The organism is Gemmata algarum, assembly GCF_034097035.1.
GTDB classification, from domain to species: Bacteria; Planctomycetota; Planctomycetia; order Gemmatales; family Gemmataceae; genus Gemmata; species Gemmata algarum.
On record NZ_JAXBLV010000195.1, the window covers coordinates 1 to 26,851 of the forward strand.

Genomic DNA, 26,851 nt, shown 5'->3' on the forward strand with positions numbered 1-26,851 from the left:
GCCCCGCGACACCGAAACGTGAAGCCGTGCGGGCCTGCAGCTTATACTTCGCGCGGTCCGGAATGAGGGTAGGCAGTGCTGGGGTCTTGTGGTCTGATGTATTTGACCTTGCAACCCCCAGGAGCGGCCGATGGGCGCGCGAACTCCATTGACGTTCCGTGCAGAAGATCGGGACGCCCTGTCGCGCGATCGGTACACGCATCCGGACCCACGGGTGCAGTGCCGGATGGAAGTGCTGTGGCTCATCAGTCCGGGCGAAACCCAGGCGCGGGCGGGGATCTTGGCCGGGGTCTCGAAAGCCACCGTCGAGCGGTACGTGGCGATCTATCGGGCGCGGGGCGTGGCCGGGTTGCGGGAGTTCCACTGGGTCAAACCGGTGAGCGCGCTGGAGGCCCATTGCACCTCGCTGGAAGAGTCGTTTCAGAAGAACCCGCCTCACACGGTGGCCGAGGCGCGTGACCGCATCCAGGCACTGACGGGCCTCCGGCGCGGGGACTCGCAGGTGCGGTCGTTTTTAAAAAGAGCCTGCGGCTGAGCTGGCGCCGCATGGGCGCGATTCCGCTGCCGCCGAACCGCACGATCGAACCGCACATGGCCACACAGGCCGAATTCAAGGCCGCCAAGCTGGACCCGGTGTTAGCCCAAGCTCAGGCGGGACAACGGGACGTGTGGTTCGTGGACGCCGCCCATTTCGTGCGCGGGTGCTACCTTTGCGCGGTCTGGTCCCTGGTTCGGATGATGATCCGAGGTGCGTCGGGGCGCCAGCGGTACAACGTGCTGGGGGCGTGGAACCCCGTCACCCGGCAGTTGATCTGGGTCACCAATGCCACCCGGGTGTCGTCGGACACGATGATCGAGTTGCTGGTGAGGATCGCCGCCGCCAAGACTCGGGCCACCACACGGGTGCTCGACAACGCCCGCTACCAGCGGTGCGCCAAGGTCGAAGCGGAGGCCCAACGGCTCGGCATCGCGCTGTTGTTCTTGACCTCGTACTCACCCAATCTGAACCTGATCGAGCGGCTGTGGAGATTCACCAAGAAGAAGGTGCTGAGGGGGCACACGTACCCGGATTTCGCTGCGTTCCAGGCGGCCATTGACGACGGCCTGGACAAGACCGCGACCGAATATCAAGAAGAGATCAAGACCCTCATGACGCTCCGGTTCCAGACCTTCGACAAAACCTCATTCCTGGCCGCGTAGAGTATAAAAGCATCTACGTTGTTGATTTCGCAGCCGGGTGATTCGGTCCTGGGTTGGCGCAGGGTTGCAGACTTAGCTCCGGGGCGAGGTACCGCCTCGCCGGTCCGGTGGGTGGCCGCCCGCGGCGCAACTGGACCGGCACCGCCAGAACGTCGCGACGTGGCAACGCGGCGTCTACCGGCGTCGCGCCGGGCGACAACGGGTGGTTACTTTAAGCGACGCAAAGGCCCGCGTTCTGGGGCCGAACTCATACGCTCTTGAGCCGGCGTCCCAGCTCGAACACGCCGCGCAGCACCGGCACCGCCCAGCGCTTCTGTTCACGGTAAGGCCCCGTGCGCCGGGTCGCGGCGTCGATCAAACCTTCCAGAACGGCGTCGGCCGCCGCCGGCTGGGCGTCCTCCCGTTCGTGACAGTACCGGTGGTACGCGTACCGCAGGTACGCGCCGTAGGCCGAGAGCAGCCCGCGCCCGCTCAGCTTCCGATGCTTGCGGATCAGTCGCGCGAGGTTTCGCGTGTCGTAGTACCGCTGCCACTTCTTCCCGGCCCGCTTGAACGCGGTCGAGCCCTTGTGCCACACGAGCGCCTCGGCCAGCACGCCGCAGTCGAAGCCCGCCTCCTTCGCCCGCAGGCAGAAGTCGGCTTCTTCGTGGATCAGGAAGAAGTGGTTGTCGATCAGCCCGACGCGCTCGAACACGTCGCGGCGGACCATCATGCAGCAGCCGTTCACGATGTCGGTGCCGTCGGCCGCGGGCGGCTCGACGGTACGCTCGGGAACCTCTTTGCGCTGGAAGAACCCCGGGAAGCCCGGCGGGTTGAACGTCACCCCGTCGGTCATCACCACTTCGGGCTCGTCCATGTAGCGGATCACCGGGCCGATCACGCCGAACGACGGGTACGCCCGGAACGCTTCCAACAACCGGCCGACGATGTTGGGAGCGACCGTCGTGTCGTTGTTGAGCAGGAGAACGTAATCCGCGCCGTGCGCGAGGGCGTAACGGATGCCGGTGTTGTTCCCGCCGGACCAGCCGAGGTTCGCGCCGTTCCGGACGACGTGGACCGACGGGAACTCCGCCCGCAGGGCGGGCGTCGGGTCCGGCTCGGACGCGTTGTCGACCAGGACCACGTTCGCGGCCGGTGCGAGGTGGGCCAGCGACTTCAGACACTTGCGGGTGTCGTCGAGGCCGTTGTAGTTGACTGGCACGATCCACACGTTCGGCGTCACGCGCGTGTCCCTCCGACGGTTTGCTTCGCCCCGCGCGCACGGCGCGCCAGCGGCCCCGGTAGCAGGCACAGCCCCGCCAGCGCGAGCGTATACGGGCGCCAGTCGCCAGCCCGGAGCGACCGCCAGAACCGCTTCCGCGCGGTCGCCGTGTCGCCGCGGTCGTAGGCCAGGTACGCGTGCCCGAACAGGTGCGTTCGGAGTTGCCGCTGGATGAACGCGCGGTCTGGAGGGGCGAGGTCGCACTTCACCAGCACGTTGCGCAGCGCCTGAACGAACTCCGCGACCATCTTGTCGTGGTTGCTCGACATGTTGTCGAGGTGCCGGGTGTACTTCGCCAGCGGCTCCGCCATGTACGCCCAGGTGAACCGGTGCGCCATCCGCAGCCACAGCTCCCAGTCGGCGGCGCCGCACAACGTCGGCTCGAACCGGCCGACCGACTCGAACGCCTCGCGCCGAAAGATCGTGGCCCCGATAAACACCGGGTTGCGAACGGCCATGCGCCGAAAAAACGGCTCGCGCTCCAGAACACGGAACCCGGGTTCGGGCTCATTGTGCGGGAGCTTGAAGAACGCTTCCTGACCTGCGGACTCGATCCACGAGACGTACCCCTCTTGCGGGTTACCCATCCGCGCTTCGGCGAACAGCGCGTCCGTCTCGGGGTTCCTGTCGAGAAATTCGACCGCCCGGGCCGCGGCGCCGGGGAGCCACTCGTCGTCGCAGTCGAGGAACCCGACGTACCGGCCGGTGCTGATCTTGAACGCCGCGTTGCGCGCGGTCGCGGGGGTGCCGCTGTTCTGCTGCCACAGGTACTTCGCGCGCGGGTCGGTTGCCGCCACAACCTCGCGCGTGTCGTCGGTGGAGCCGTCGTCGGCGACGATGACTTCGAGGTCCGGAACGCCGCTCTGCTTGAGCGCTGTGAGGCAGTCGCGGACGTACCCCGAGCGGTTGTACGTCGGGACGATGACGGTGAGGGCCGGGGCGCTCATCGGGCCTCCTCGTTCGCTGCTTTCGGTAGTAACTTCAGCCGCTGCCCGAGAGCGGTGGCCACGGCTCGCACCGGGCTCCCGGTCTGCCACAGGCGCCGCGGCCAGTACGGGGGCACCCACGGGTGGCCCCGCGCGACCGCGCGGTCGAAGCTCGGCCAGTCGATCTCGCCCGTGGCGTCGAGGTGCCGCACCAAGTGCCCGAGCAGCGTGTTCCCCGCCAAAGCGGCCGGCCCGGCGAAGAAGTGCAGCACCTTCGCCCCGCGCGCATGAACCGGGTGCGCCGCGACCATCGCGTTGTACGCGGCCGGCAGTTCGAGGAGCCGCACCGGGACGGCGGTCGTGTGCAGCGTGTAGTTGAGCGGCAACTGGTCGTCGTGCTCGCCCACCGCGTGCGACTCCCACAACCGCTCCCGCCATTCCGCGACCAACTGGTGTACCGCCGGAACGTCTCGCAGGTACTGAATGCCCGCGTTGAAATACCGCTGGAGCGGACCGCTCCAGCGGTGCTTTTGCAGCTTCGGCTCGATCCAGTTCGGCGCCGTCGGGTGTACCGGGCGGTGATGGTTCCGGTCCTGGACCAGGGCTACGTCCCAATCCGTTCGCTCGAACAGGTCCGCGAACGGGCGCACCGGCAGCGTGTCGCCGTCCAGGTAGGCGAGGTCGCCAGCGACTAGGCTCCGCACGCGCGTCTTCAGCTCGAAGCTCCGCGCGACCAAGTTGGGCAGGTCGGTCGCCGCCCAGATCACACGATCGAATTGCCCCAGCAGCCGGCCGCGGTCGCGGGTCAGGTACGCGCGGCTGTCCTCGTCGCCGATCAGCACCGCCGGCACGCCGGGCTGCACGCGGCGGAGCGCCCGCACCGACACCTCGGCCATCGAGGCGTACGCCCCGCGGCCGTGGTCCACCAGAACATACACCGCCGTGAACGCCACCGCTGTTGCTCCTCACGAATCGCCGGTGAGCGGGCGCAGCAGCGCCCGAAACCGGCTCACGAACCGCTCGCGCCCGAACTCTTCCGCCCGCGCCCGAGCGGACCGCGCGAGCCGCTCCCGGAGCAGCTCATCGCCCGCCAGTTCGATGGCGCGGTCGCCCAACTCGCTTACCCCACCACACAGGAAGCCGTCCGTGCCGTGGCGCACGATCTCAGGCTGTCCGCCGCGGTCGGGCACCAGCGGTACGCAACCGGCCGCCATCGCCTCGACCGTGGCGATGCCGAAGTGTTCCACCGCGAACGGGTCGGCCCGGGCGTCGACACCCAGCCCCGTCGCGTGCCAGAACAGCTTCGCCGCGGCCAGTTCCGCGGCCAGTTGTTCGCGCGTCGCGTCGGTCACGAACCGCACCGGTGCGCCGCCGGCTTCCGCCCGCGCGTGCTCAAAGTACGCGCGGTCCGGCTCGGACGTACCAACGGACCCGACGCACACCAGCTCCCACTCGGGCAACCGGAGGACGACCCGTTCCCGGAAGAGCCGCACGAGGTCCGCCTGACGCTTGTTGGGCGCGAACCGGCCCAGGACCACGATCCGGTTTTGCTTCGCCGCCGCGGCCCGCTCGGGCAGCACGACCGGCGGGTAGAGCACGTCCGCCGCGACGCCCCAATAATGCTGCGTCCAGTCCGCGGAGAACTGTGAGTCGGCGAGCCGCACCGGGTATCCGGCGAACCGCTCGCGCCACATCCGGTCGTGAAGCAACCGAACAACCCGCTGCTTGACGGCGCCCAGCCCGCGGGCCGGTGGCGCGTTCCACGGCCAGAACTTCGCGCGGTCCGGCCCCGGAAATAGCACGTACAAGACACCGGGCACGTCCGGGCAGAACGGCGGCAGGTTGTGCGTCGAGGTGACGAACAGGTCGCACCCGCGGACCGCCTCGGCCTTCCACGCGCGGTAGCCGGCCCGCAGCCCCCGAACGGACGCGCCTGCCGGGAACCAGCCTTCGGTTACGGGCGGCAACTGCCGCAGCTCGACCCCGTCCAGTTCGCACCCGGAGAACGCTTCCAGGCGCGCGCGGGTGAGGGCCTGATGGTGGTGCAGCACGCGCACGGTGTGACGCTCGCGCAGCGCCGCGGCCATCGCCGCGACTACCAACTCGGAGCCGCCGATTCCGGCCCCGGCCGGTTCCTGATAAATGCTCACGCGCATCAATTCGTCACCACGACCGCGACCACGCGCAAGGTAAGTAACAAACAGCTTCCTGCGCGCTCGGGACGCGACCTGATCCGAACACGTCTGCGGTCTCGATTTCCAGCGCCCCGGCCGGCTCGACTGCGTCCGACAGCCCTTCGGCCTGCGCGTACAGGTTCAAGTAATAGGTGCCCGCCATCAGGTTAAACGCCGGCAACTCCGCCCGAATCACGCCTTCAGCGGGCGGGTCGTCCAGCAGGTGCGGCGCCTGGTAGGTGGGCGAGAAGGTCGCGGCCTTGACCCCGAACGCGCTTTCCAAGGTGACGCCGATTCGCAAGTCGCGGGGCCGGCGCGGGAGGGCGTAAGACAGTTCCAGCCCGAGCGCGCCGCCCATCCGGGCGACCGTAGCGGGTTGGCCGTCCACGAACAGCGTCAGCCCGGTCAGAATCGGGGTCGCGTCGCCGCGCCGCGGGTGCCCCCGGAGGTCGACGGCCGCAACCGCGTCCGCGCGGGCCTGGGCCAAGTAATTGCGCACCTGTTCGGGGGCCGGACCGAATCCGAGCGATTCTCCCTGTTGGAGCGTCAACGCGCGGCTGCACAGCCCCTCGACTTGGGCCAGGTTGTGGCTCACGAGCAGCACCGTGCGCCCGCTCCGGCTCACGGCCCGCATCTTCTCGATGCACTTCTTCTGGAACTCCGCGTCCCCGACCGCCAGCACCTCGTCCACGATCAGGATCTCGGGCTCCAGGTGCGCCGCGACGGCGAACGCGAGCCGCACGTACATGCCCGACGAGTACCGCTTCACGGGCGTGTCGAGGAACCGGTCCACGCCGGCGAACGCCACGATCTCGTCGAACTTCTTCTTCACCTCGGCGCGGGCCATCCCGAGCACGCTGCCGTTCAGGTACACGTTCTCGCGGCCGGTCAGTTCCGGGTGGAACCCGGTGCCGACCTCCAGCAGGCTCCCGACCCGCCCGCGGATCTCCGCGCGCCCGCCGGTCGGCTCGACGATCCGCGACAGCACCTTCAGCAGCGTGCTCTTGCCCGCCCCGTTGCGGCCGATGACGCCGACCACCTCGCCGGGCAGCACCTCGAACGAGACGTCCTTGAGCGCCCAGAACTCGTTCGCGCTTGCGGCCGGGCCGCCGCGGAACCGGCCGAACAGCCGCCCGGCCGCCGCGCGCAGGCTCTCGGTCAGGTTGTTGTCGGCGCGGGCCGCCCCCAGCCGGTACCGCTTCGAGATGTGTTCGACCCGGATCGCCGGTCGCATGGTCGCCTCAGATGGTGTCCGCGAACGAGCGCTCGGTGCGCCGGAAGTACGCCAGCCCCGCGACCGCGACCGCGGTGCCGACCGCCGCCGACACCGCGAACGCGTACCAGTCGAACGGGCCGCCCAGGGCCGCCTGCCGGAACGCCGCTACCAGTCCGTGCGCCGGGTTCAGCGGGAGCAGCGCCTGCGCCCGCGGCCCAAGAGCCTCCGCCGGCACGTACAGGCTCGGGGTGGCGAACATCCACAACTGCACGCCGAACCCCAGCACGAACCGAAAGTCTCGCTGAGCCACAATCAAGGCCGACAGCAGCACGCCCACGCCCGCGGCGCTGACGGCGAGCGCCAGCACGACGAGCGGCAGCACCAGCACCGACCACGCGGGCGCGGCCCCGAACCACGCGGCCATCGCCGCGAGCAACAGGGACGCGATCACGAGGTCGAACAGCCCCACCCCGACCGTGCTGAGCGGGATCGCGAGCCGGGGGAAGTAGACCTTGGTGATGAGCCGCTCGTTCGCCACCACGCTGTTGGCCGCGGAGGTCACGGTGTTCGAGAAGAACGCCCACGCGACCATGCCGGCGAACACGAACAGCGGGTAGTGCTCCACGCCGGCGCCCACGCCCGCGATGCGGCCCAGGAACAGCGCGAACACGCCCATCGTGGCGAGCGGCTGGGCCACCGCCCAGCCGACCCCGAACACCGTCTGCTTGTACCGGATCTTGACGTCGCGCAGGGCCAGGAAGAACAGCAGCTCGCGGTACCGCCACAGCTCGCGCAGGTCGGGCAGCGCGCGCGTGCCGGGCTCGATCACGGACAGCGGCGGTTCGGCCCCCGGGGCGGTCGGAGCCGGCGTCACGGGCGCGTCGCCGTGCGCGGGGGCGGCTTTGGGTTCTGCGTCGGAAACCACCATGTCCTCTACTTAGCACACGCGGCCGGATGTAAACGTCAGCGGCGTACCGCTCGTGCGGCGATGAGCCGGCTGGCCGCGAGCACGCCCAGCGCGGCCCCGGCCCCGCCCAGCAGCACGTCCGTGACGCACGGCGTGTGCGTGTCGGTCCACCGCTGCCCGCTCTCGATCAGCGCGGACACGAACAGCCCCAGCCCGCCCGCTGCAACCGCCGAGACCCGGACGGACCCGGTCGGCCCGCCGCGCCACCGCGGGGGGAGCCGCCACGCGGCCACGATCACCCCCAGCAGCCCGAACAACACGAGCTTCGTCAGCAACTCGCCGAGCGTGAACAGCGGGTCGCCGCTCTCGAGCGGGAGCCCCGGCACCCAGTCGAACGGGCGCGGCGCGTCCAGCGGCGGCACTCCGGGCGGCGGTTGCGTTATGGGCGTCAGCGCCGCGAACCACACCACGAACCAGCTCAGGGCGAACGGCACCGCCAACCCTTCGTCGTGAACGCGCCCGGCGTACCAGCCCGCAACGACCGCAATCGCGCCGACGAGTACGTCACTGAAACTCGGCGTGCGCGACTGGACGACCAGTTGCGCCGCTTCAAAGCAAACCCCGAGCGCCAGCGCCGCGCTCAAGACGTGGACAGTACTCCACCGCTCGGTCCGTCCTTTCAGCCGGGCCGCGAGCAGCCCCGCCGGGAAGTACAGCGCGGCGAGCTTAGCCAGGTCGCCGTACCGCTTCCATTTTTCTGCGTCCGATATCCCCTTGAGCTCGCCGAACAGCCCGAACCGGGCCGCGGCGCGGGCCTTGCGGTAGAAGTCCGCAGGGCTGGGGCTGAGGTCCAGTGGCAGCACCTGGACCAGTAGCACCAGCCCCAGGTACGCGAGCAGCAGTTGCCCCACGGCGTTCACCGCGGACCGGTCCCAGATCGCGCGGGCGCGGTCGGCGAGTGCCTGGCCGAACAGCACCCAGCACCCCACCCCGAGCAGCGCCCCCAGGGTCTGCGCCACGACGTCAGACGCGGAGCAGTTGCGCCCGGGCGTGTAAAGCTGGGCGCACTCGACAGCCGCGGCGAGCAGCGCGCAGGCGGGCACCACCGCCAGCACCCCGGCCGCGGTCGCCTTCGCCCGCGACCAGCACCGGTCGGCCGCTGCGGCGCCGAGCAGCGCGAACCCGAGCGGTACGGTCAGGAGCACGTTCGCGATCGCGTCCGACCGCGACGCGATTCGCACGCCCGCCGACATGACGCGGACGAAACTGTCGGTGCGCGGGCCGAAGTGGAACGGCACGAGGCTGCCATACACGACGAACGCAGCCATCCCGGCCGCGACCCACGCGAGCGCCCGGCGGTTCGAGGTCAACGGGCACCTTTCGACGTGGGCTGGGCGGCGGGCTTCGGCGGCGCGGCGGTCCCGCCCTTCTCGGGCGGCAGCGCGGTCATGATCAGGTACGCCGGCCCCAGGGCCGCGTTCGTCTTCACCATGTCCTCGCGGCTGGCCCGGCCGCCCTCGTCCACGAGCACCCAGTCCAGGAGCTTCAACTCGCCCCACAGGACGAGCAGCGCCAGGGGCATCATCATCCACCCGGCGAAGTCGTGAAACACGCGGTCGCCGAGCTCCTTACCCGCCTCGTTGTACAGCACCCCCGTCAGCGCGATGCGGATCACGTTCGAGAGCACCGCGACCGGCACCGCCGAGGCCAGGATCAGCACCCGGTCGAGCACCGGGCGCTTCACGAGGATCGCCATCCCGGTCGCGAGCGCCGCGAACGTGAGCAGCATGCTCAGCCCGCTGCACGCCTCCTCGACGCGGAGGGTGTGGTCCCGGACGGTCAGGACGATGCCCTCGCGGTAAGTCGCGTACCCGATCGTCTGGAGGACGTACTCGGACGCGACGGACGCGGCCTTCTGGAGCTCCCACCCGAACCGGTGCTCGACCTTGTACGGCAGCGGGAACATAAACAGGAGAAACGCGGCCGCCGGCCACAGCCACTTGAGCGCCTTCCACCCGCCCAGCAGCAGCACCGCGCCGCAGACGTTGATCACCAGCGACAGGCCCTGGAGCCACTCCTTCGCGATGTTCAGCGCGCCGGCGAGGACGAACAGCGAGCCGCCGACGGCGATGAACGCCAGCCCCCACGGTTCGGGCCACCGGATCCGCTCCGGCGCCCACGCGCGCCAGTACCACGCCAAGTACGCGGCGAAGAACGGCACCAGGAACCCGTGCGAGTAGTCGGGCTTGAGCCACTGCGTGAAGCAGTACCGGAACAGGGCGGCGTACAGAAAGGTCAGCACCCCGACCAAGGAGAGCATGGTCGCGATCCAGGCGGGCGTGCGAACCACTTCGGCCGCCGGCGCCGACCGCGACGAGTGGGAAGAGGGGCTTGCGGAACTCACGAGGTCACATCTCCGCGGTGTGCAGGGGGCGCATTCAACTTATACCAGAACCGGCGGCTCATGGTCACCCTGGTTGGGTTACATGTGTAGCCTAGGACACGCTACGTAGTTACGTTTTCGAGCAAAACTTTCCGCCCGCCGCTCCCGCCGCTCTCGTGCATACTAGCATTATTGGTTGGGCCGGGGCTAACCCCGCGGCGCTTGCCCGACCTCCTGCCTGGACACCGGTCCGTGAGCGACCCACTTATCGCCCGCTTCGCCGACGCCTGCGGCGCGCTCGGCCCGCTCAAGCTGCGGGTCGACCTCGTTGGCGGGGGCGTTTTGGCCGAAGGGGCGGTGGACCAGCCGTTCACTCTTGTCGGCCGTGACGACGCCTGTGACGTCACCCTTTCGGATTCGGACATCAACCCCCGGCACGCGTGGCTCCAGGTGCTGGCCGGGCGCGTGTACGTCGTGGATCTAGGGAGCCGTAGCGGGGTGGTGTGGCCCGGCGGGGCACGGGGGTCCGGGTGGCTCGATCACGGCCCCGGGGCGAAGCTCGGCCCGTTCTCCCTGCGGCTCGGCGCCATCACCGCCCCGGCCCCGGCTGCCCCGCCCTCCGGTTACAACCCGCTGGCCGCCGACCCGAACACTCTCAACCGCCCGCTCACGACGCTCGAGTTCCGCAACGGCAAGCGGGCGCGCGACCGGTGGACCGTGAACCGGCTGCTGACCCTCGTGGGGCGCTCGCCGGAGTGCAAGATCCATCTCACCGCCGACGACATCTCTCCGTACCATTGCGGTCTGGTGCTGACGGTCGACGGGTTGTGGGTGGTGGACCTGTCGGGCCGTGGGGTGGTGGTGAACGGCGAGCGGATGCGCGTCGCGCCGCTGCCACACGGGGCCGAACTGTGGGTCGGCCGGTTCCTGATCGGGTGCCAGACACAACCCGGCCCCCAGCCAACGCCGCCCCCCGGCACCCGTCCGGTGGGGAGGGGCGTCCCGCCGCACGGGCGCGCGGGCGCCGAGGACGAAGTCGAACTGGGCGCCGCACCGGACCTGACCGCGGACCTGCCCGCGTCTCACATCATGGCGGACGCGTTCCGCGGTGCCGCGCTGGGCGGGCCGGCGTCGAACCCGATTCTGGTGACCGGCGGGACGGGGACGCACCCGGTGGGCGGCTCGAACGGGTCGGCCATCGGGGCACTCGATCCCGCCGGGGGCGCTACGGTCGGGCTCGGGGCGACGCTCCGCCAGATGGCCGATCTGCACGACCGCGGGGCCGATGCGTTCGCCCAGTGGCTAGCCCTGCTCCCGCGGTTGCTGGAACAGGTCGAGCACGGGCACCGGCCTGTCGTGCTGCACGAACTGAATCGGATCCAGGGGCTCACGACCGAGATCGCGGCGCTTCAAGGTGAGGCCTCGCGGCGGGCACTGGAAGGCGCCGCTGCGCCTACGCACGATTCCGACCCGGCTCTCGACCGGCTGCGCGCACTTCACCAAGAACGGGCCGCACGTTGGGAGGCGCTCGCTTCCCTCTTTACGACCGGCTGATCACACTTTTACGGCCCGCCTGCAACTCGTAACGGCATCCGCGCGGTCTCTCGCGGTGGTCGTTACGTCGAATGTTTCGGCACAAGGATCGGCAGGTGCGTGCGATTGCGTTTCCGGGTCACTGGCTATGCATACGCACTATCTCTTGTGGCGCACAGATTTTCGCCACATAGTTCTTGACTCCTCTTTGCGCTTGTGAGAGAAGTATGTGACTCGCAACAAAGCCCTCTCCCAATTCCGGGGGCATTTTATGATCATTGCCCGCTCTCTTTTCGCGCTCGCGTTACTGTTCCTGTTCGCTGGTTGCTCCGACCCGCACGGGGGGCGCCAGGAGATTACCGGCACGGCCAAGCTCAAAGGGCAGCCGATCAAGGACGGTACGGTTTCGTTCGAACCGCTCGAAGGACAAGCGACTCGTGCCAGTGCGCCTGTAACCGCAGGCGCGTTCAAGATCCCGAAAGCGTCCGGCTTGGTTCCCGGGAAGTACCTGATTCGCGTTTCTGCCGGCGACGGCAAGACGGCGATAAACCCGGTGAACGCCGACCAGCCGCCCGGTCCCGGGGGAGGCACCAACGTCATTTCCAAAGAGTTGGTACCGGCTTCTTGGAACGTCAACTCCAAGGAAGAGCGCAGCGTCGTTAAGCAGGATGATCCGAACAACTTCGATTTCAACATTCCTTAAGTTAATCTCTGGCCCGATCGCTCCGCGCACAACGGACAGGCGCGGAGCGACCGGGATCGAATCGCCCACCCCCCCCCGCCGCTCGCACGGTGGGGACTATTCTCCGGTTCTCTCCATTCCATTTCTTTCGTTCTGGTGGAGGGCTTATGACCGCTCGCACGTCGGTACGCGCGCCACGCGCCGGGTTCACGCTGATCGAGTTGTTGGTGGTGATCGCGATTATCGCGATCCTGATCGGGTTGCTACTGCCCGCCGTCCAGAAGGTGCGTGAGGCCGCCGCACGCATGAAGTGCACGAACAACCTCAAGCAGATCGCTCTGGCGAACATGAGCTACGAGAGCGCGATCGGCACCTTCCTGCCCGGGATCAGCCGCTCCGGGTGCTGCTGGGGCACCTGGCAGGTGCCGATCCTGCCGTACATCGAGCAGGACAGCCTGTTCAGGATCTACGTCGGGTTCGGCGGGCAGGGGTACGCCACGCTGGGAGCCGCCCCGCGGTACGGCTCGGCCCCGAACTCGACCGTCGCACAAACCCGCCTCTCGACCTTCACCTGCCCGAGCGATACGCCGCAAACGCTGGGCTCGATCACCCAGCACAACTACGTGCTGAACGCCGGGAACACCAGCTTCTATCAGGTGTCGATCCCGATCGGCTGCTCGAACCCGTCGGTCACAAGCACCACCTGCACCGCATTCGGGGGCGCGCCGTTCGGGTGGTATGAGGACCCGGCCGCCCTGGCCGCGGGCGGTGATTCGTCTCCGGCCGACTACACGGGCGGCAGCCCGGAACAAGGCCGGTGCGGTCGCCAGCGCAAAATCGCCGAGATTTCCGACGGAACCAGCAACACGTTGATGGCTTCGGAGATCATCCAGGGCCAGGGCGGGAGCGACTACCGCGGGTTCAGTTGGTGGGGCGGGACCGCCGGGTTCACGGCCTACAGCCAGCCGAACAGCACCGACCAGGACGTGATTACCGGTGCCGGGTGCGGGCCGTCGCCGAACCCGCCCTGCACGACCACCTCGACCACGACTCGGCCGCGCATGATCGTCGCCCGCAGCCGGCACACCGGCGGGGTCGTTACCTCGATGTGCGACGGGAGCGTGCGGTTCGTTCCAAACTCGATCAGTATCGGCACTTGGCGGGCTTTGAGCACCTCAATGGGTGGTGACCTGCCCGGCAACGACTGGTGAGTCGGCCGGCGGTCGGTTGACCGGACTTGCGGGCGGTGTGCCGTTCGTGTCGCGCTTGATCGCGACACGAACGGCACACCGCCCGCAAGCCCTTTCCGAGGGCGCTACGGGGTTGGCCAACCCGCGGTTCGACGCGCGAAGTTTTCGGTACCTTCAACGAATCCGAGCGAAACGGACCGCCGCCGTCACTGGCGGGCGAAGAGCCGAAGAGCCGGGGCGCTCCGGCATAGGGTTCTCGGCACGGGAGAATCGTGGTACACTCGCGGTGCCGTAGCTCCACCCGATGCCATTGATCACGCGGTCAGTCGGGGGGGCGTTCGGGTCTCTTGGGTCGAACCGGCAGAGGTCGGACGGGCCTGTGAGAGCGGACCGGCAGTGCTGGAGTGTGTCAAAAATGCCCCCCGAAAGCACCGCACCCGATGTAACGTTCCTTCGGCCAGACAGCACCCCCGTTCGGCTGACGCAATTCTTCACGTCGGATGCCTTGCTGCTCGTGTTCCTGCGGCATTTGGCCTGAATCCCTTGTAACGCCCACCTCGGTGAGGTGGAAGCCGCCCGTGACCGGTTCGCGGCGCGTGGCTGTTCCGTACTCGTCGTTGCCCAAGCCGAACCCCAGGTGCTGAAACGCTATCTGTCGCGATCCGCGCGGTCCGTGCCGGTCGTGTGCGATCCCACTCGCGGTGCGTACGCCGCGTTCGGGCTCGCGCGGACGACTTGGCTCACGTTCTTCAAGCCGGTGGTGCTGTGGGGGTACTTCCGCGGCATGCTGCGCGGGTACGGAGTGAAGAAGCCCTACGTGGGCGAGGACGTGCTCCAACTCGGCGGCGACTTCATCCTCTCGCGCGACCGTCACGTGATCTTCGCACACCGCTCAGCCGACCCGACCGATCGACCGGCGGTTGCCGATTTGATAGCGGCCCTGCCATCGGTTCCGCCGATCCCTCATGATCGGCCGCCCGATGCGACCCGCGTTGACGGACCCGCGCGGGGAGAATAACGATACGGTAACCGCTAACGTCTCGTCCGATGGCCTCGCCCCTTTCCAGCCCGCCCGGCCGCTCAGGAAAAGGATTGCCAATGACCTTTCGCACCTTGTTACCCGTCGTCGCGTTGCTCGCGGCCGCCGCGCTCGCGCTACCGCGGTCGGCCGCGCAGCCGGGCACCAAGACCGCCCCGCCGCCCGGTACCCCACCCGTCGAGGCGGCCGATTTCTTGCTCCCCGACGAGTCCAAGATGACGCCGTTCCGGGAACGCACGCCGATCGTCTTCGTGACCAGCAACCAGCCCGAGTGGAAGGGGCTCAAGGGCTTCTGGAGCGAGGGTACGCAAAACGCCGCCGACCCCACGTCCGGGGCCACGTTCGCGCAGAAGGTCGTCAAGATCAAGGTGCCGCTGGGCCTCACGCAGGCGCCGGCGGTGCCGGCCGAAAACCCGATGACGCTCGAGAAGTGGGTGCTGGGCAAGAAGCTGTACTACGACAAGATCCTTTCGACCGACGGCACCGTGGCGTGTGCGAGCTGCCACAGCCCGACGAAGGGGTTCGCGGACGGGCGGCGCACGTCCACGGGGATCAACAGCGCGCTCGGGCCGATCAACTCCCCGACGGTGTTCAACACCGCGTACAACCGGTTCCAGTTCTGGGACGGGCGCGGGTCGTCGCTCGAGGACCAGGCCCAAGGGCCGGTCGGTAACAACAAGGAAATGTTCGGCGGGAAGGGTGACCCGTGGGAAGAGGCGGTCGTCCGGCTTCGCGCCGACGCGGAGTACGTCAAGGCGTTCAACCGCGTGTTCGGCCACGCCCCGACCCGCGACGCCGCCGCGAAGGCCGTCGCCACCTACGAGCGCACGGTGCTGCTGGGCAACAGCCTCGACGACCGCGCCTACGCCCAGATGCGGGCGCGCGTGACCGAAGAGGAGAGCGGCAAGTTCGTGCTGAAGCCCGAGGACTACGCGACCGTGCTGAAGGCCGAACTGGCCGCCAAAGGCTCGGCTCTCAAAGACCTGGGCCTCGATCCTGAGAAGGACGCGGCCAAGGCGGACGAGGTCGGCAAGCGCATTCTGAACGGCCGCACCCTGTTTTTCGATAAGGCCCGCTGCACGAACTGCCACACCGGCGACACCTACACCGATCATGGGTTCCACAACCTCGGCGTCGGGGCGAAGGACGGCTCGCTGCCGCTGGACGAGTTCGGCCGGTTCGTCCGGCTGCCCACGGGGCACAAGGACCAAGCGTTCGTGGGCGCCTTTAAGACGCCCGGCACCCGCGGGCTGCTGTGGACCGCGCCGTACATGCACTCGGGTGAAGAAAAGACCCTCGAAGAGGTGGTCGAGTTCTACGACCGCGGCGGGAACGTGAACCCGTGGCTGAGCGAGAAGATGCGCGACACCGCGGCGGAAGCGGCGTACGTCAAGGCCCGGGCCGAGGGCAAGCCGGTCGATCCGGCGGTGAAGACGTTCGGCCCCTCCAAGAAGCCGATTATCCCGCTGAAGCTGAACCTCAGCGCGCAGGAGAAGGCCGATTTGGTCCTGTTCCTCAAGGCGCTGAATGGTGAGCCGCTGGACCCGATCGTCGCGAACCCGGACACGTTCCCGGGGCGGTAGCGGGCCGCTCGGGGCGACCGTCCGGTCTTTCCCGGTGGTTGCGGAATCGCTACAACGGTAGCCCACGGACATGTTCCGCGGGCTGCTTTCACTTTCAACGGAGTCGGCCGGTATGTCTTCCGACGCGCCCCCCGCGCCCGAACAACCGCCTGCGCCGGCCTGGGTGCCGCTCTCCCCACTCGACCGCCGTATACTCGGGGTCTTGATCGAGAAGCAAAAGACTTCCAAGAACTCCGACTCTTACCCGCTTACGCTGAACGCGCTGGTCACCGGCTGCAACCAGAAATCGAACCGCGACCCGGTAGTCGAACTCAACGAGATCGAGGTCGAGGACGGGCTCGAGTCGCTCCAGGAGCGCGGGTTCGTGACACGGATCGAGGGCGGCCGCACGGACCGCTACCGGCACGAGATGTACAACCTGTGGACACAGTCCGGTCCCGGGATTGCGGTCCTTGCCGAGCTGTTGCTCCGCGGAGCGCAGACCAAAGGTGACTTGCGCACCCGGGCGGCGCGGATGGCCCCGATTGACACGCTCGACGCGCTCGAAGAGGTGCTCCAGCCGCTGGTCGAGCGTCGGCTGGTGGTGTACCTCACCGGTCCCGACCGACGCGGGGCGGTGGTCACCCACGGGTTTCATACGGGCGACGAATTGATCGCCCTCAAGGCCCTTCACGCCGGCGGCCCGGTGCCGATTTCCGATGCTACAGTACCGGCAGTGCGGTCGGCGCCGCCGGGGTTCGACGCGCGGCTGACCGCGGCCTTGGCGGAGATCGAAGCGCTCAAAGCCCGGGTGACGGCTCTCGAAACCCAACTCGCACCGGCCCAGAAGCCGCCCGCGCCGACCCCGTAACGCCGGTCCTCCGGACTCGCGGCGACCATGAACCCTGACAGCGACACGCTCTGGCGTGAGGGTGATGACCCCCTCGCACTCCTCGAAGACCTGTACCCGCCGAGCACGCTGGGCAGCGGCCAGCACCAAGTGCGCCAGTGCCGGCTGTATCTGGTCGCCTGTGCGCGCCGCCAGTGGCAACGGCTCCCGGGCGTTTGCCGCGGGTTGGTCGAACTGGCGGAGTACTACGCCGACCGGCCGCGCGAGCGCGAGCCGTTGCGGGCCGCGCTGGAGCCGATCGCCGAAGGGCTCATGGGCTCCGACGGTGCGGAAGAAGATCTGGGCATCGCCGGGGCCGCGCTGGGGGCGGCCAAACGCACCTTACTCGGCCCCGATCATCTGAAACTCTCGGCCGATCATGCCGGCGGACGGGAACTCGAGCCGTCGGTGGGGGACGACGAGTGGCGCGGGCTGGCGGCGCTGGTGTACCTGCCGTTTATGTTGCAGACCCCGCCGTTCCGGTGGGTGCCTCGGGAGCTGCACTCAACGGCTCTGCTCCGCGAGGTGTACTACAACCCCTACCGGTTCGTCCCGTTTCCGGCGGCCTGGCGCACCTCCGACGTTCTCGGTGTAGCCCGGGCGGTGTACGATTCAAACGACTTCGGCCAGATGCCCGTGCTCGGCGACGCCCTTGAGGACGCCGGGTGCGACAGCGCCGAAATTCTGAACCACTGCCGCCACGCGCCGGCCGAGTCTCACGCCCGCGGGTGCTGGGTGCTCGACCGAATCCTTCAGCGGGGGCGGAACCGGGGCTGACGGATGGGCTACTCTCAGTTGCTGGCCGACATCGTCGCGTTCCGCGACTACATCCAGTCCGAACGCGGGCTGGCGGAGAACACCCTTCTCGCTTACGGGCGTGACCTCGCCCGGTACGCCCACTGGGTGGAGCAGATCCAACTCTCCGATTACACCCGCCCGACGCTCAAACACCTCGCCGCTTACGTCGCGTTCTTGCATGAAGAGCAACTCGCAGCGCCGAGCATCGCGCGGCACCTCGTCGCGCTCAAAATGTTTTACCGGTTCCTCCAACTCGAGGAGCGCGCGTCCGCGACCACGGTGAACCTGCTCAGCTCGCCGAAACTGTGGGAGCGGGTGCCGCAGGTGCTCCCGCCCCCGGCGGTCGAGGCGCTGATCACGGCGCCGCAACCGGGCGACCGGTTCCACTTGCGCGACCGGGCGATGCTGGAGGTGCTTTACGCAACCGGGTGCCGCGCGTCGGAGGTGGTGAACCTGAAACTCAACGACGTGTACCTGGATTCCGGGTTCTGTAAGTGCGTCGGGAAGGGGAGCAAACAACGGGTCGTGCCGCTGAACCGGCACGCGGTTGCATCGTTGCGGGCTTATTTAGGTGGCGGGGTTGATGACGGCGGTCGCCCCGCTGCCGGTCCGGAGGTGGTGTTCACGAGCAAAACGGGGCGCCCGCTGACGCGAATCCACCTGTGGGCGCTGGTGAAGAAGTACTGCAAGCGCGCCGGGCTGCCCAAGACCGTGAGCCCCCACACGCTGCGGCACAGTTTCGCGACCCACCTTCTGTCCGGCGGCGCAGACCTGCGCACGGTGCAGGAACTTCTGGGGCACGCGTCGATCGCCACCACGCAGATCTACACCCACGTCGATCGCGACCGGCTCAAGGCAATGCACCGGCAATTTCACCCGCGCGGCGGCGCACAACCCAGCCCCCCGCCGCCGGCGCCACCGGGCAGCGGAACCCCACCCGCAGCATAAAAGGGCCGAGCCGGAGCGAGACGCTCCGGCTCGGCCTTCGGCCACTCATTGCCCGTAATCAGCCTTCGGGCGTGATCATCTTGCCGATGGTGTCGCCGGTCACCTTGCCTTTCACAACCACGCTGTTCTTCTTGACGTCTGACGTGATGGTCTTGAGGATCTCGCCGAGCGGCTTGGCCTTCGGCTCGAACGCGACCAGAGCCGGCACGAACCCGCCCACGTCCTTGATCGCCTTGGCCAGAGCCGCGCCCATGTCCTCGGCGGCGTCCTCGTCCTTCATCCCGAACGTGACCTCGATGTTCACGTCCGCGGTCACCCGCAGCACGAGGCTCATCGTGTTCGTCTTCGGCAGCGCCTTCGCCAGCCCGGTCAGGTCGATCGGGTCGGCCGGCAGCTTAATCGAGTCCAGCTTGCCCTTCACCTGCGACACGGCGAACAGCGACGCCTTCTCGTCCAGGCCCTTGATCAGGGTGGTCAGCTCGGCCGCGATCGGCGCCTTCTTGGCGTCTTCGTTCTGCTTCAGCGCCGTGGCGATGATCTTCTTGTCGGTGCCCACGACCACGGTGCTGTCGTTGACCACGGTGCCGTAAGCCGGGTTCCCGTTCTCCGGCTGGAACTTGAACAGCGTGTTCCCGCCGTCCTTCACCACGCTGAACTTGTCGCCGTCCTTCTTGGACGCCGCTTCGGCCGCCTTGAGCAGCTTCTCGGGGTCGAACTTGCCGTGGATGACGGCGAGCGCCTTGGTGTCGTCGCGGCCGGAGCCGGACATGCCGACCCAGACCTTCTCAATGTCCTTCATCGGGTCCAGGCCCATTTCCTCCAGGATCTTCTTCGCGTCCTGGCCGGCGAGCGCCTGCTTGATCTGTTCGAGCGCGTACTTCTTGATGACGTCGGCTTCGAGGATCTGCTTGAAGTTGACGTACGCGACGGTGTCGGCGTCGGCGGGGAGCAGCTTGTCCGGCTCGGCGGCGCGGACCGGTCCGGTGAGCGCGGCGCAGAGGGTCACGGCGAGGCCCAGGCGGGACAGACGCATTATGAGCTCCGATCCTTTTCGAGGTGGTGCGTGCCGGGCGGGCCGGTCACGGCGTATTCTACCCGACCCGACCGGGGCCGGTTTCGAGCGATTTCACAAACCCCATCCGGCACAGGGCGTGCCACTCTATCGGCTGAGAAGTTGGGACGGCAAGACCGATTACGCGCGGGCGCGGCCCAGCACCGCGGAGTACGCCGCGCGCACGCCGGCTGTAACCCGGGTGAACGCGGCCAGAAAATCGCCCGGCGCCTCGAACCCGAGCCGGTGGGCGAGCTTCGCCCGCTCGCTCTCGGCTTCGGGAAGCTCGGTCAGCGGTCGGTCGGTCACGATCCGCAGCCGGGCCTCGACGAGGCGGAGGAAGGTGTACCCGTCGCGGAGCGCGGTCGCGTCGGGTTCGGGCAAGAGCCCGGCTGCGGACAGCGCGTCGAGGGCGTCCCAGACGTTGGGCGCGAGCAGCTCCGGGTGCTCGCGCCCGTGCTTGAGCTGGAGGAGTTGCACCACGAACTCGACGTCGGTCAGCCCGCCGGGGCCGCGCTTCAAGCTCCGCGGACCGGCGGTCGATTCGAGCTTCTGGCGCATCGCCCGCACGTCCTCGGCCACCTCCGGCCGCCACGCCGGGCCGAGCATCGCGTCCCGCACGACGGCGGTCACCTCCGCGGCGAACGCGGCGCCCCCGCGCACCACCCGCGCGCGGCCCAGCGCCTGGCGCTCCCACAACTGGCACGCGGTCCCGGCGAAGTACCGGCGGAACTCCGCCAGCGGCAGAACGAGGCTCCCGGACTTGCCGGTCGGGCGGAGCCGCATGTCCACCTCGTACAGCCGCCCCCGCGGCCCGATGTGGCTCATCAGCTTGATGACGCGCTGGGCGAGTTCGGTGAAGTGCAGCCGGTTCGACTCGCCGCGCGAGGTGGTGCCGTCCGTTTCGTAGATGAGGAGCAGGTCGAGGTCGCTGTGGTAGCTGATCTCGCGCCCCCCGAGCTTGCCCAGGCCGAGCAGGACGTATGGGCAGGCTTCGTCCGCCCTGGTGCCGGAGGGCTTCCCCGGCGCGCCGAGCTTGGCAGTCACGGCCGGCTCGACCAGTTCCACCACCTGGTTGAGCAGCGTCTCGGCGATGTCGGAGAGGGCGGCCGTGTTCGCCCGGACGTCGGTTTTGTGGAGCAAATCGGCGACGCCGATGCGGAGGAACTCCTTGTCCTGGAAGCTGTGCAGGATCGGGTCCGGGTCGGTGGCGCCGCGGAGCAGCTCCGTCAGCTCGGCGCGCAGGTCGTCGGCGGTCCGCGGCTGGTTCAGCACGAGCGAGTCGAGCAGCTCGTCCACCATCCCGGGGTTGTTGATCAGCAGCCCCGAGAGGAACGGGCTGCCGGCGCACAGCTCGACGTACAGTTTCAGGCTCGGCGGGCTGATGCTGAACAGCTCCCACAGCACCGCCTTGGCGCCCAGCGAGGCGCTGACCCGCTCCAGGTTGGTGAGCGCCTCGTCCGGGTCCGGGCGGCTCGCCACCGCGCGCAACAGGGCCGGGGCGATGCTCGCGAGGAAGTGCCGGCACCGCCGCGCGGACAGGAAGGGCACGCTCTCCCGCGCCAGACCGGAGAGGTTCGCGAACGCCTTCGGCACGTCGCGGAACGGGTAGCGGCCGAGCACCGCGCGCACCGTGTCGGGGTCCGGGTCGGGGTGAAGGATCAAGTCGGCTTCGGGCTCGGTGTGCCCGTTCTCGCCGGGGAACGACTGGTGCAGCAGGTGGTTCAGGATGGCGCGGTCGAGCGCGGTCTTGTCCTGGAGGTCCTTCAGGAACTGGTCGAGCGGGTCGACCAGCAGGTCGCGGGTGTCGAGCGGCGGCAACTCGGCCTCGTCGAGCGGCGAGCGCCGCTGTGCGGCGAGCGTGGAGCCCGGCGCCCGGAGTTCAGACTCCGGCGCGGGCGGCTCCTCGGGCTTCTTGCTTTCGCCCCGGGCGCCGGCCCCGGGGGCTCGCGCGGGTTCGGCGTAGCCCATCCGGCGGGCGAGCTTGCGCAGCTCGTCCCCCCCGGCCGGGAGCTTGTGCGTTTGCAGGTCGAACAGCAGTTGCAACCGGTGCTCGGTCTTGCGCAGGAAGCGGTAGGCGTCCGCGAGGATGTACGTCTCCTGGGGGTTCAGGCACCCGGCGATTTCGAGCGCTTCGAGGCCGAGCAGGGTGTTCCGCTGGCGCACCGCCGGCAGGTCGCCGCCGTTGAGCAACTGGAGGAACTGCACCGTGTACTCGATGTCGCGGATGCCGCCGCGCCCGGTCTTCACGTCGCGCGGGAAGTCCGCGTCCTGGAGCTGGGCGCGCTGGGCCTTCTGCTCCATCTGGCGCTTGAGCGCCTTCACCTCGTTGATCTCGGCGAAGCTGAAATACTTGCGGTACACGAACGGCTCGATGGCGGACAGGAAGTCGCGCGCCAGCCCCGCGTCGCCGCCGACGTGCCGCAGCTTGATGAGCGCCTGCCGCTCCCAGGTGCGGCCCATCGTGTCGTAATAGCTCAGCGTGCTGGCGATCGACCGGGCGAGCGGGCCGCGGTTGCCCTCGGGGCGCAGCCGCAGGTCGATGCGGTACGCCTGCCCGCGGTCGGTGTGGCTGGAGAGCAGCCGCACCACGTCTTTAATGACGCGGTCGAAGAACTCGGCGTTGGTGACCCCGGAGCGGCGGTTGGTTTCGCCGTCGAGGTCGTACACGAACATCAGGTCGATGTCGCTGGAGTAGTTCAGCTCGTCCCCGCCGAGCTTCCCGAACGCCAGCGCGGTGAGCTTGGCCGGGCGCCCGGCCGGGGTGAGCGGGGTGCCGAACCGCGCGCCGACGGTGCGGGCCGCGTGCTGCATCGCGACCTCAATGGAGGCGTCGGCGAGGCGTGACAGCTCGCGGGTGATCTCCTCCAGCGGGCGGTCGCGGATCACGTCCCCGATCCCGATGCGGAGCGTGTGCCGGTCGCGGAACCGGCGGAAGGCGCGGAGCACCCCGGGGTCGTCGCCGGCGGCCTCGATCTCGGTCCGGAGCTGCGCGGTAAGTTCCGCCGTGGTGGGGTTGCGGCGCGGAACGTGAAACACGGTGCTGAGGAACTCGGGGTACGCCGCGAGGGCGTCCGCGAAGAACTGCGAGGTGGAGAGCAGCAGGAGGGTGGCGTCGAGTTCGCGGGCGCGGTTCTCGAGCAGCGCGGGCAGGTGCGATTGGGCTTCGGACCGGGCGAAGAGGCGCTCGAGGTTGTTGAGCGCCATGTCGGGGTCGGGCGCGCGGGGCAGGAGCCGCCCGAGCGGGGGAAGCAGGGCCGCGGCCCGCTCGCCGAGGTGCGACGCGAGCGAGGCGAGGTTGCGGCGCCCGCGGTCGGTGTCGCGGACGGCCTTCAGGATGGTGTCTTCGGGTGCCGGCATGAGGTAGATGATAGCCGCCGAACGGAGTTCGGTGGGAGCGGGTAACTCCCGACGGATCGCCACTATCTACCCAGATGGCACCGGCCCCGGCTCCGGTTGCATTGAAGGGTTGTGCCGAACATGACGGCGCGATGCGGTGGTAGCAGTGTACCAGCGAACCGCCAGCTCTGGACCAGTCGGCCGCCAGCGAATGTCCCGTCGGTGCCCCGTCAGTTGTGACCGGGCGGCACTGTAACGGGGGTTACAGCGCCATCTGGGTCCGCGCTGGTCGCTGGTCACTCGGGTCGCGGCTGGCTCACTTCGTGTCTGGGGGCACTTGAACTGCAATTCCGCGCAGGAGCATGCGCTGGACGGCCGCGACCACCTCCTGAGCTGCTGCAAGCGCCTCGTCCGCAAGTTGAGCTTCGCCATCGGGCTGTTTGGCAATTTCGGCCCGCTTCGCAACGTCGGCTACGCTCGCATTACTGGCCTGCTCGATACGGTGCCGAACCTGCGTTTCGAGCGGGTTCTGCGAGTTGTCGGGCGGAAGGTCGAACTCGCTCGACGTGCTGATTTGCGGCGCCTGCTTCGGCGCGGTCGCAATGCCCTGTCTGATGAGCTTCACGAGATCGTCGAACACGACCGGATCGGGCGCTCCTTCGGCGGGCACGAGTCGGAGTTCGAATTTCTGCTTCGCATCTTCGGTCACGATTACACCTCGGCCGGCACGAGCGCGGGTAGGAGTGAATTGAACTGATCGAGCGTGAGTCGGGAGCCGCTTCGGACGATGTAGTAGCGGTTCAGCACGTTAAACAGGTTCACCACGTCATCCACAATGACTCGATGGGCCGCCTGCTCACGCACAAACCCCTCGATCACGAGTTCCGGGCGCAGTGGAACGTCGGATGCGGGCCAACCCTTCGGGGCGCCTTCCGGCCACAACGGTCCGAACACCTCAGGCGGAATGGGGGTGTTGTCGTCCCAGCGCTGAGCTTCTGCAAATCGGGAGAGGTGATCAAAGTCGCAGCGAGTAATGAGGATTGCTTGGTCAGAATCTGCCGTGCTTTCCGTCTCGTGATCGCCGCCCCCCCCTGCAGCCTGTGAAACCCTTATTGCAGTGGCGGCTTCAATAGCGAATTGAACCGCCTCTGACACGGCTTCACTTTCGCTGCCGGGTAATGCATACTCGCCGGCGTTAACAATTGTTTGTGCTCCGCGCGCCGCACATCGAGCGATAGCTTGGGCTGGGAGCGATTGAGCTACGGAAGCTATCAGCGCTATATTTGCTGCCGCGTGCCCAGCGGCTTTGGCTGCTTCAACAAACGCATGCCCCGTCGCCGCCGCTCGCTCTGTGAATTCAACAACGGAAGTGATACGCGCGAACTCATCCGCACGTGCGATCGGCCATTTTATTGGAAATAATGGAAGCACCCGCCGCGCGCACCGAGCCGCAAATGCGACCCGCGCCCAGCGAGGGAGCTTTGCGATTTCCTCTTCGGTTGGGAGTTTTACGTTCGGCGGATCTTTGTACTGGCACTCGGGCCGGCAGTAGCCGGTCAGCGCGTCGAGAACGTCCCCAAATGCGTCGAAACCGTCCTCGGAGAGCCCGGGCGTCGCATCAACTTCGTTCGCCAGTGCCATCAGCGACGAGTAGATTTGTCGCGTTGTGTGTCCGTTCGATAGTTCGGCACGAACCAGCGCATCAATCTTGGGCCAGGGCTGTTCGGAAAGCAGCGCCGCACGGACGGTGTCGAGTGTGAGCATAGTTCCCTCGACTATTGTACCTGCTGCCACAAGTCACGAGTGGCGGCCAGTGCTTGCTGATACTCAACTAATGTCATCGGCTGAGCCGGCTCAAGCAGACAGTGCCCCGGCTTGTCGTGGTTCGGTTTGAGATCTGGACCGAGGTCATCGGTTTCGATCTCGAAAATCGCTTGGTGGCGTCGCGGTTGCCGTGAGTTGGGGTCCGGTGATGTGGATAGCCCTTCGCCAGGGTTCACCACATCCGTGCCCACTTCTGCGCGAACGTCGGACACGGATTTCGGGTTGGTGTTGCTCGGGTCCGTCGGGCGGACGCCGAGCATACTTCCGCTCGTACCCACTTCGGGCTTACCATCGGCGGCAACTCTCATGGCACGGTACAACTTCACGGGCGACGCGCTCCGACGGTTCGCGGTCGCACCCTATTGTACGTCGCCTTCTCACACAAGCGGAAGTGAGAAGCGGTCCGGCCGCGCCGGCGGCGTGCCCCGGCTGGCGCGCGAGGGGTCGGCGCCCGTCGTGCCCACGACTTCGTCCAGTTGCACGTCCCCGTACAGCGTGAACGGCGAGGCGTCCGTAACGGTCACCTTCACCGTTTCGCCGATCAGGCGTTCCGTACCGTCGAACACGACGATGTGGTCCGCCATGCTGCGCCCGGTCAGTTGCATCGTCGCGCCGCGCTCGCGGTTCGACTGCTCGCGCCGGCTCGGCCCCTCCACCAGCACCTCGACCACCCGGCCGACCTGGGCGCGGTGATCGAGCCGGCTGTTCTCGTTCTGCACCGCGAGCAGGTCGTTGTTACGGCGCTTCTTCACCTCTTCCGGCACGTCGTCCGGGTAGCGCTCCGCCGCCTTCGTGCCGCCGCGCTCGCTGTATTTGAAGATGAACGAGTTCTTGAACCTGGCTTCGCGCACCAGCTCCATCGACTTCTGGAAGCTCTCCTCCGTTTCGCCGCAGAACCCCACGATGAAGTCCGAACTGACCGACACCCCCGGGACCAGCTCCCGGCACCGCGCCAGCATCTCCATGTAGTACGCGGCCGTGTAGCTGCGCTTCATGCGCTTCAGCACCTCGTCGCACCCGGACTGAACCGGCACGTGCAGGTACTTCACCACCTTGGGCAGGTCGCGGACGGCGTCGAGCAGGTCGTCGGTCATGTCCTTCGGGTAGTTGGTCACGAACTTGATCCGCTCCAGCCCGGCGACGTCGTGCATCCCCGCGATCAGGTCCGAGAGGCGGGTGCGCGTGTCGCCGCTCTCGTAGACGTAGCTGTTGACCGTTTGCCCGAGGAGCGTGACCTCTTTACACCCCTGATCGACCAGTTGGCGGACCTCGTTCCAGATGTGCTCCGGCGGGCGGCTCTGCTCCGGGCCGCGCGTCGAGGGGACGACGCAGTAGGTGCAGAACTTGTCGCAGCCGATCTGGATGCGGACGTACGCCTGGAACGGGGTCGGGCGCATCGACGGGTCGCGGGCCGGGTCGTAGCTCACGAAGCTCGCTTCCACCTCGTTCCGGCCGCCGTCGGCGCGCCCGAGGCTGACCGCCAGTTGCGGCTCGCGGGTCGCCCGGACCTTGTCCACCAGATCGGGGACGGCCCCGAGCTGCCCGGTCCCGACGACCATGTCCACATAGGGGGCGCGTTTGCGGATCGCGTCCTGGTCCTTCTGCGCCATGCATCCCAGCACGCCGATCACGGCGCCCGGCTTGTCGCGCTTCACCAGCCGCACGCGGCCGAGCGCGGAGTACGTTTTGTCCTCGGCGTGCTCGCGGACGGAACAGGTGTTGAAGAGCAGCACGTCGGCGGCGGCGGGGTCGTCGGTCAGGTCGTACCCGCGCTTGCGGAGGGCACCGATGACCAGCTCGCTGTCGAGCACGTTCATCTGGCAGCCGACGGTTTCGATGTAGACTTTTTGCGACATGGGTTGCGCGCCAGGGGTCGGGGCTACCGGTATGAAACGGGCCGGCCCGGTGTTGGTTATCCAGTGAAGGATA

General features: G+C 68.0%; 24 protein-coding genes. 10 read left to right on the forward strand and 14 right to left on the reverse strand.

What is annotated here, in order from left to right; all coding sequences use genetic code 11:
- Positions 1–130: 130 nt before the first annotated feature.
- The gene (locus R5W23_RS20480) at positions 131–535 is read left to right on the forward strand and encodes a helix-turn-helix domain-containing protein (RefSeq protein ID WP_320687893.1); all 405 of its coding nucleotides are present in this window, start codon (positions 131–133) and stop codon (positions 533–535) included.
- Positions 536–546: 11 nt separating this feature from the next.
- Positions 547–1,200, forward strand: a complete 654-nt coding sequence (locus R5W23_RS20485; protein WP_320687894.1) for an IS630 family transposase — start codon at positions 547–549, stop codon at positions 1,198–1,200.
- A gap of 247 nt (positions 1,201–1,447) precedes the next feature.
- Here R5W23_RS20485 and R5W23_RS20490 read toward each other — a convergent pair whose 3' ends face one another.
- From R5W23_RS20490 to R5W23_RS20525, 8 genes are read right to left on the reverse strand one after another with little or no spacing between them, the layout of a single operon-like run.
- Complete coding sequence (locus R5W23_RS20490) at positions 1,448–2,422, reverse strand: glycosyltransferase family 2 protein (protein ID WP_320687895.1); 975 nt, start codon at positions 2,420–2,422, stop codon at positions 1,448–1,450.
- The gene (locus R5W23_RS20495) at positions 2,419–3,408 is read right to left on the reverse strand and encodes a glycosyltransferase family 2 protein (protein WP_320687896.1); all 990 of its coding nucleotides are present in this window, start codon (positions 3,406–3,408) and stop codon (positions 2,419–2,421) included. The genes R5W23_RS20490 and R5W23_RS20495 overlap by 4 nt, the downstream gene beginning before the upstream one ends.
- Complete coding sequence (locus R5W23_RS20500) at positions 3,405–4,340, reverse strand: hypothetical protein (protein WP_320687897.1); 936 nt, start codon at positions 4,338–4,340, stop codon at positions 3,405–3,407. The genes R5W23_RS20495 and R5W23_RS20500 overlap by 4 nt, the downstream gene beginning before the upstream one ends.
- Positions 4,341–4,352: 12 nt before the next feature.
- Positions 4,353–5,543, reverse strand: a complete 1,191-nt coding sequence (locus R5W23_RS20505; protein ID WP_320687898.1) for a glycosyltransferase family 4 protein — start codon at positions 5,541–5,543, stop codon at positions 4,353–4,355.
- A 7-nt stretch (positions 5,544–5,550) separates the two neighbouring features.
- Complete coding sequence (locus tag R5W23_RS20510) at positions 5,551–6,795, reverse strand: ABC transporter ATP-binding protein (protein WP_320687899.1); 1,245 nt, start codon at positions 6,793–6,795, stop codon at positions 5,551–5,553.
- Between the two features lie 7 nt (positions 6,796–6,802).
- On the reverse strand, positions 6,803–7,705 hold the full coding sequence (locus R5W23_RS20515) for an ABC transporter permease (protein WP_320687900.1): 903 nt from the start codon (positions 7,703–7,705) through the stop codon (positions 6,803–6,805).
- 35 nt (positions 7,706–7,740) lie between these two features.
- Positions 7,741–9,054 carry a VanZ family protein gene (locus R5W23_RS20520; protein ID WP_320687901.1) on the reverse strand — a complete coding sequence of 438 codons (1,314 nt, stop codon included), beginning with the start codon at positions 9,052–9,054 and terminating at the stop codon, positions 7,741–7,743.
- Positions 9,051–10,088, reverse strand: a complete 1,038-nt coding sequence (locus tag R5W23_RS20525) for an exosortase/archaeosortase family protein (RefSeq protein ID WP_320687902.1) — start codon at positions 10,086–10,088, stop codon at positions 9,051–9,053. Before R5W23_RS20525 ends, R5W23_RS20520 begins: the two co-directional genes overlap by 4 nt.
- Before the next feature lie 231 nt (positions 10,089–10,319).
- Here R5W23_RS20525 and R5W23_RS20530 point away from each other — a divergent pair, with 231 nt between their 5' ends.
- The 8 genes from R5W23_RS20530 (at position 10,320) to xerD (ending at position 18,708) form a co-directional block, all read left to right on the forward strand.
- Positions 10,320–11,621 (forward strand): FHA domain-containing protein, encoded by a 1,302-nt coding sequence (locus R5W23_RS20530; RefSeq protein WP_320687903.1) that lies wholly within the window; start codon positions 10,320–10,322, stop codon positions 11,619–11,621.
- A 250-nt stretch (positions 11,622–11,871) separates the two neighbouring features.
- Positions 11,872–12,303 (forward strand): hypothetical protein, encoded by a 432-nt coding sequence (locus tag R5W23_RS20535; protein WP_320687904.1) that lies wholly within the window; start codon positions 11,872–11,874, stop codon positions 12,301–12,303.
- Positions 12,304–12,449: 146 nt separating this feature from the next.
- On the forward strand, positions 12,450–13,493 hold the full coding sequence (locus R5W23_RS20540) for a DUF1559 family PulG-like putative transporter (protein WP_320687905.1): 1,044 nt from the start codon (positions 12,450–12,452) through the stop codon (positions 13,491–13,493).
- A gap of 394 nt (positions 13,494–13,887) precedes the next feature.
- Positions 13,888–14,490: a SelL-related redox protein gene (locus R5W23_RS20545; RefSeq protein WP_320687906.1), complete on the forward strand. Its 603-nt coding sequence runs from the start codon at positions 13,888–13,890 to the stop codon at positions 14,488–14,490.
- An 80-nt stretch (positions 14,491–14,570) separates the two neighbouring features.
- Complete coding sequence (locus R5W23_RS20550; RefSeq protein ID WP_320687907.1) at positions 14,571–16,094, forward strand: cytochrome-c peroxidase; 1,524 nt, start codon at positions 14,571–14,573, stop codon at positions 16,092–16,094.
- A gap of 112 nt (positions 16,095–16,206) precedes the next feature.
- A complete protein-coding gene (locus tag R5W23_RS20555; RefSeq protein ID WP_261187259.1) occupies positions 16,207–16,944 on the forward strand; it encodes a YceH family protein in 738 nt (245 codons plus the stop codon).
- A 27-nt stretch (positions 16,945–16,971) separates the two neighbouring features.
- Positions 16,972–17,739 carry a hypothetical protein gene (locus tag R5W23_RS20560; RefSeq protein WP_320687908.1) on the forward strand — a complete coding sequence of 256 codons (768 nt, stop codon included), beginning with the start codon at positions 16,972–16,974 and terminating at the stop codon, positions 17,737–17,739.
- A gap of 3 nt (positions 17,740–17,742) precedes the next feature.
- Positions 17,743–18,708 carry a site-specific tyrosine recombinase XerD gene (xerD, locus tag R5W23_RS20565; RefSeq protein WP_320687909.1) on the forward strand — a complete coding sequence of 322 codons (966 nt, stop codon included), beginning with the start codon at positions 17,743–17,745 and terminating at the stop codon, positions 18,706–18,708.
- Between the two features lie 58 nt (positions 18,709–18,766).
- Here the strand turns inward: xerD and R5W23_RS20570 are convergent, their stop codons facing one another.
- The 6 genes from R5W23_RS20570 to miaB form a co-directional block, all read right to left on the reverse strand.
- Positions 18,767–19,741 (reverse strand): hypothetical protein, encoded by a 975-nt coding sequence (locus R5W23_RS20570; RefSeq protein ID WP_320687910.1) that lies wholly within the window; start codon positions 19,739–19,741, stop codon positions 18,767–18,769.
- Positions 19,742–19,900: 159 nt separating this feature from the next.
- A complete protein-coding gene (glnE, locus tag R5W23_RS20575) occupies positions 19,901–23,119 on the reverse strand; it encodes a bifunctional [glutamate--ammonia ligase]-adenylyl-L-tyrosine phosphorylase/[glutamate--ammonia-ligase] adenylyltransferase (RefSeq protein WP_320687911.1) in 3,219 nt (1,072 codons plus the stop codon).
- 295 nt (positions 23,120–23,414) lie between these two features.
- The gene (locus R5W23_RS20580) at positions 23,415–23,807 is read right to left on the reverse strand and encodes a hypothetical protein (protein WP_320687912.1); all 393 of its coding nucleotides are present in this window, start codon (positions 23,805–23,807) and stop codon (positions 23,415–23,417) included.
- 2 nt (positions 23,808–23,809) lie between these two features.
- Entirely contained in the window at positions 23,810–24,862 is a 1,053-nt protein-coding gene (locus R5W23_RS20585; RefSeq protein WP_320687913.1) for a hypothetical protein, read from the reverse strand.
- A gap of 11 nt (positions 24,863–24,873) precedes the next feature.
- Positions 24,874–25,248 (reverse strand): Tse2 family ADP-ribosyltransferase toxin, encoded by a 375-nt coding sequence (locus tag R5W23_RS20590; RefSeq protein WP_320687914.1) that lies wholly within the window; start codon positions 25,246–25,248, stop codon positions 24,874–24,876.
- A 51-nt stretch (positions 25,249–25,299) separates the two neighbouring features.
- On the reverse strand, positions 25,300–26,778 hold the full coding sequence (gene miaB, locus R5W23_RS20595; protein WP_320687915.1) for a tRNA (N6-isopentenyl adenosine(37)-C2)-methylthiotransferase MiaB: 1,479 nt from the start codon (positions 26,776–26,778) through the stop codon (positions 25,300–25,302).
- Between the last annotated feature and the right edge of the window lie 73 nt (positions 26,779–26,851).

Bases quoted from the DNA above. Each gene is read 5' to 3' on its own strand.
- R5W23_RS20480 (WP_320687893.1), top strand. From the start codon at position 131: ATGGGCGCGCGAACTCCATTGACGTTCCGTGCAGAAGATCGGGACGCC.
- R5W23_RS20485 (WP_320687894.1), top strand. From the start codon at position 547: ATGGGCGCGATTCCGCTGCCGCCGAACCGCACGATCGAACCGCACATG.
- R5W23_RS20495 (WP_320687896.1), bottom strand. From the start codon at position 3,408: ATGAGCGCCCCGGCCCTCACCGTCATCGTCCCGACGTACAACCGCTCG.
- R5W23_RS20505 (WP_320687898.1), bottom strand. From the start codon at position 5,543: ATGCGCGTGAGCATTTATCAGGAACCGGCCGGGGCCGGAATCGGCGGC.
- R5W23_RS20510 (WP_320687899.1), bottom strand. From the start codon at position 6,795: ATGCGACCGGCGATCCGGGTCGAACACATCTCGAAGCGGTACCGGCTG.
- R5W23_RS20515 (WP_320687900.1), bottom strand. From the start codon at position 7,705: ATGGTGGTTTCCGACGCAGAACCCAAAGCCGCCCCCGCGCACGGCGAC.
- R5W23_RS20535 (WP_320687904.1), top strand. From the start codon at position 11,872: ATGATCATTGCCCGCTCTCTTTTCGCGCTCGCGTTACTGTTCCTGTTC.
- R5W23_RS20540 (WP_320687905.1), top strand. From the start codon at position 12,450: ATGACCGCTCGCACGTCGGTACGCGCGCCACGCGCCGGGTTCACGCTG.
- R5W23_RS20550 (WP_320687907.1), top strand. From the start codon at position 14,571: ATGACCTTTCGCACCTTGTTACCCGTCGTCGCGTTGCTCGCGGCCGCC.
- R5W23_RS20555 (WP_261187259.1), top strand. From the start codon at position 16,207: ATGTCTTCCGACGCGCCCCCCGCGCCCGAACAACCGCCTGCGCCGGCC.
- R5W23_RS20560 (WP_320687908.1), top strand. From the start codon at position 16,972: ATGAACCCTGACAGCGACACGCTCTGGCGTGAGGGTGATGACCCCCTC.
- xerD (WP_320687909.1), top strand. From the start codon at position 17,743: ATGGGCTACTCTCAGTTGCTGGCCGACATCGTCGCGTTCCGCGACTAC.
- R5W23_RS20570 (WP_320687910.1), bottom strand. From the start codon at position 19,741: ATGCGTCTGTCCCGCCTGGGCCTCGCCGTGACCCTCTGCGCCGCGCTC.
- glnE (WP_320687911.1), bottom strand. From the start codon at position 23,119: ATGCCGGCACCCGAAGACACCATCCTGAAGGCCGTCCGCGACACCGAC.
- R5W23_RS20585 (WP_320687913.1), bottom strand. From the start codon at position 24,862: ATGCTCACACTCGACACCGTCCGTGCGGCGCTGCTTTCCGAACAGCCC.
- miaB (WP_320687915.1), bottom strand. From the start codon at position 26,778: ATGTCGCAAAAAGTCTACATCGAAACCGTCGGCTGCCAGATGAACGTG.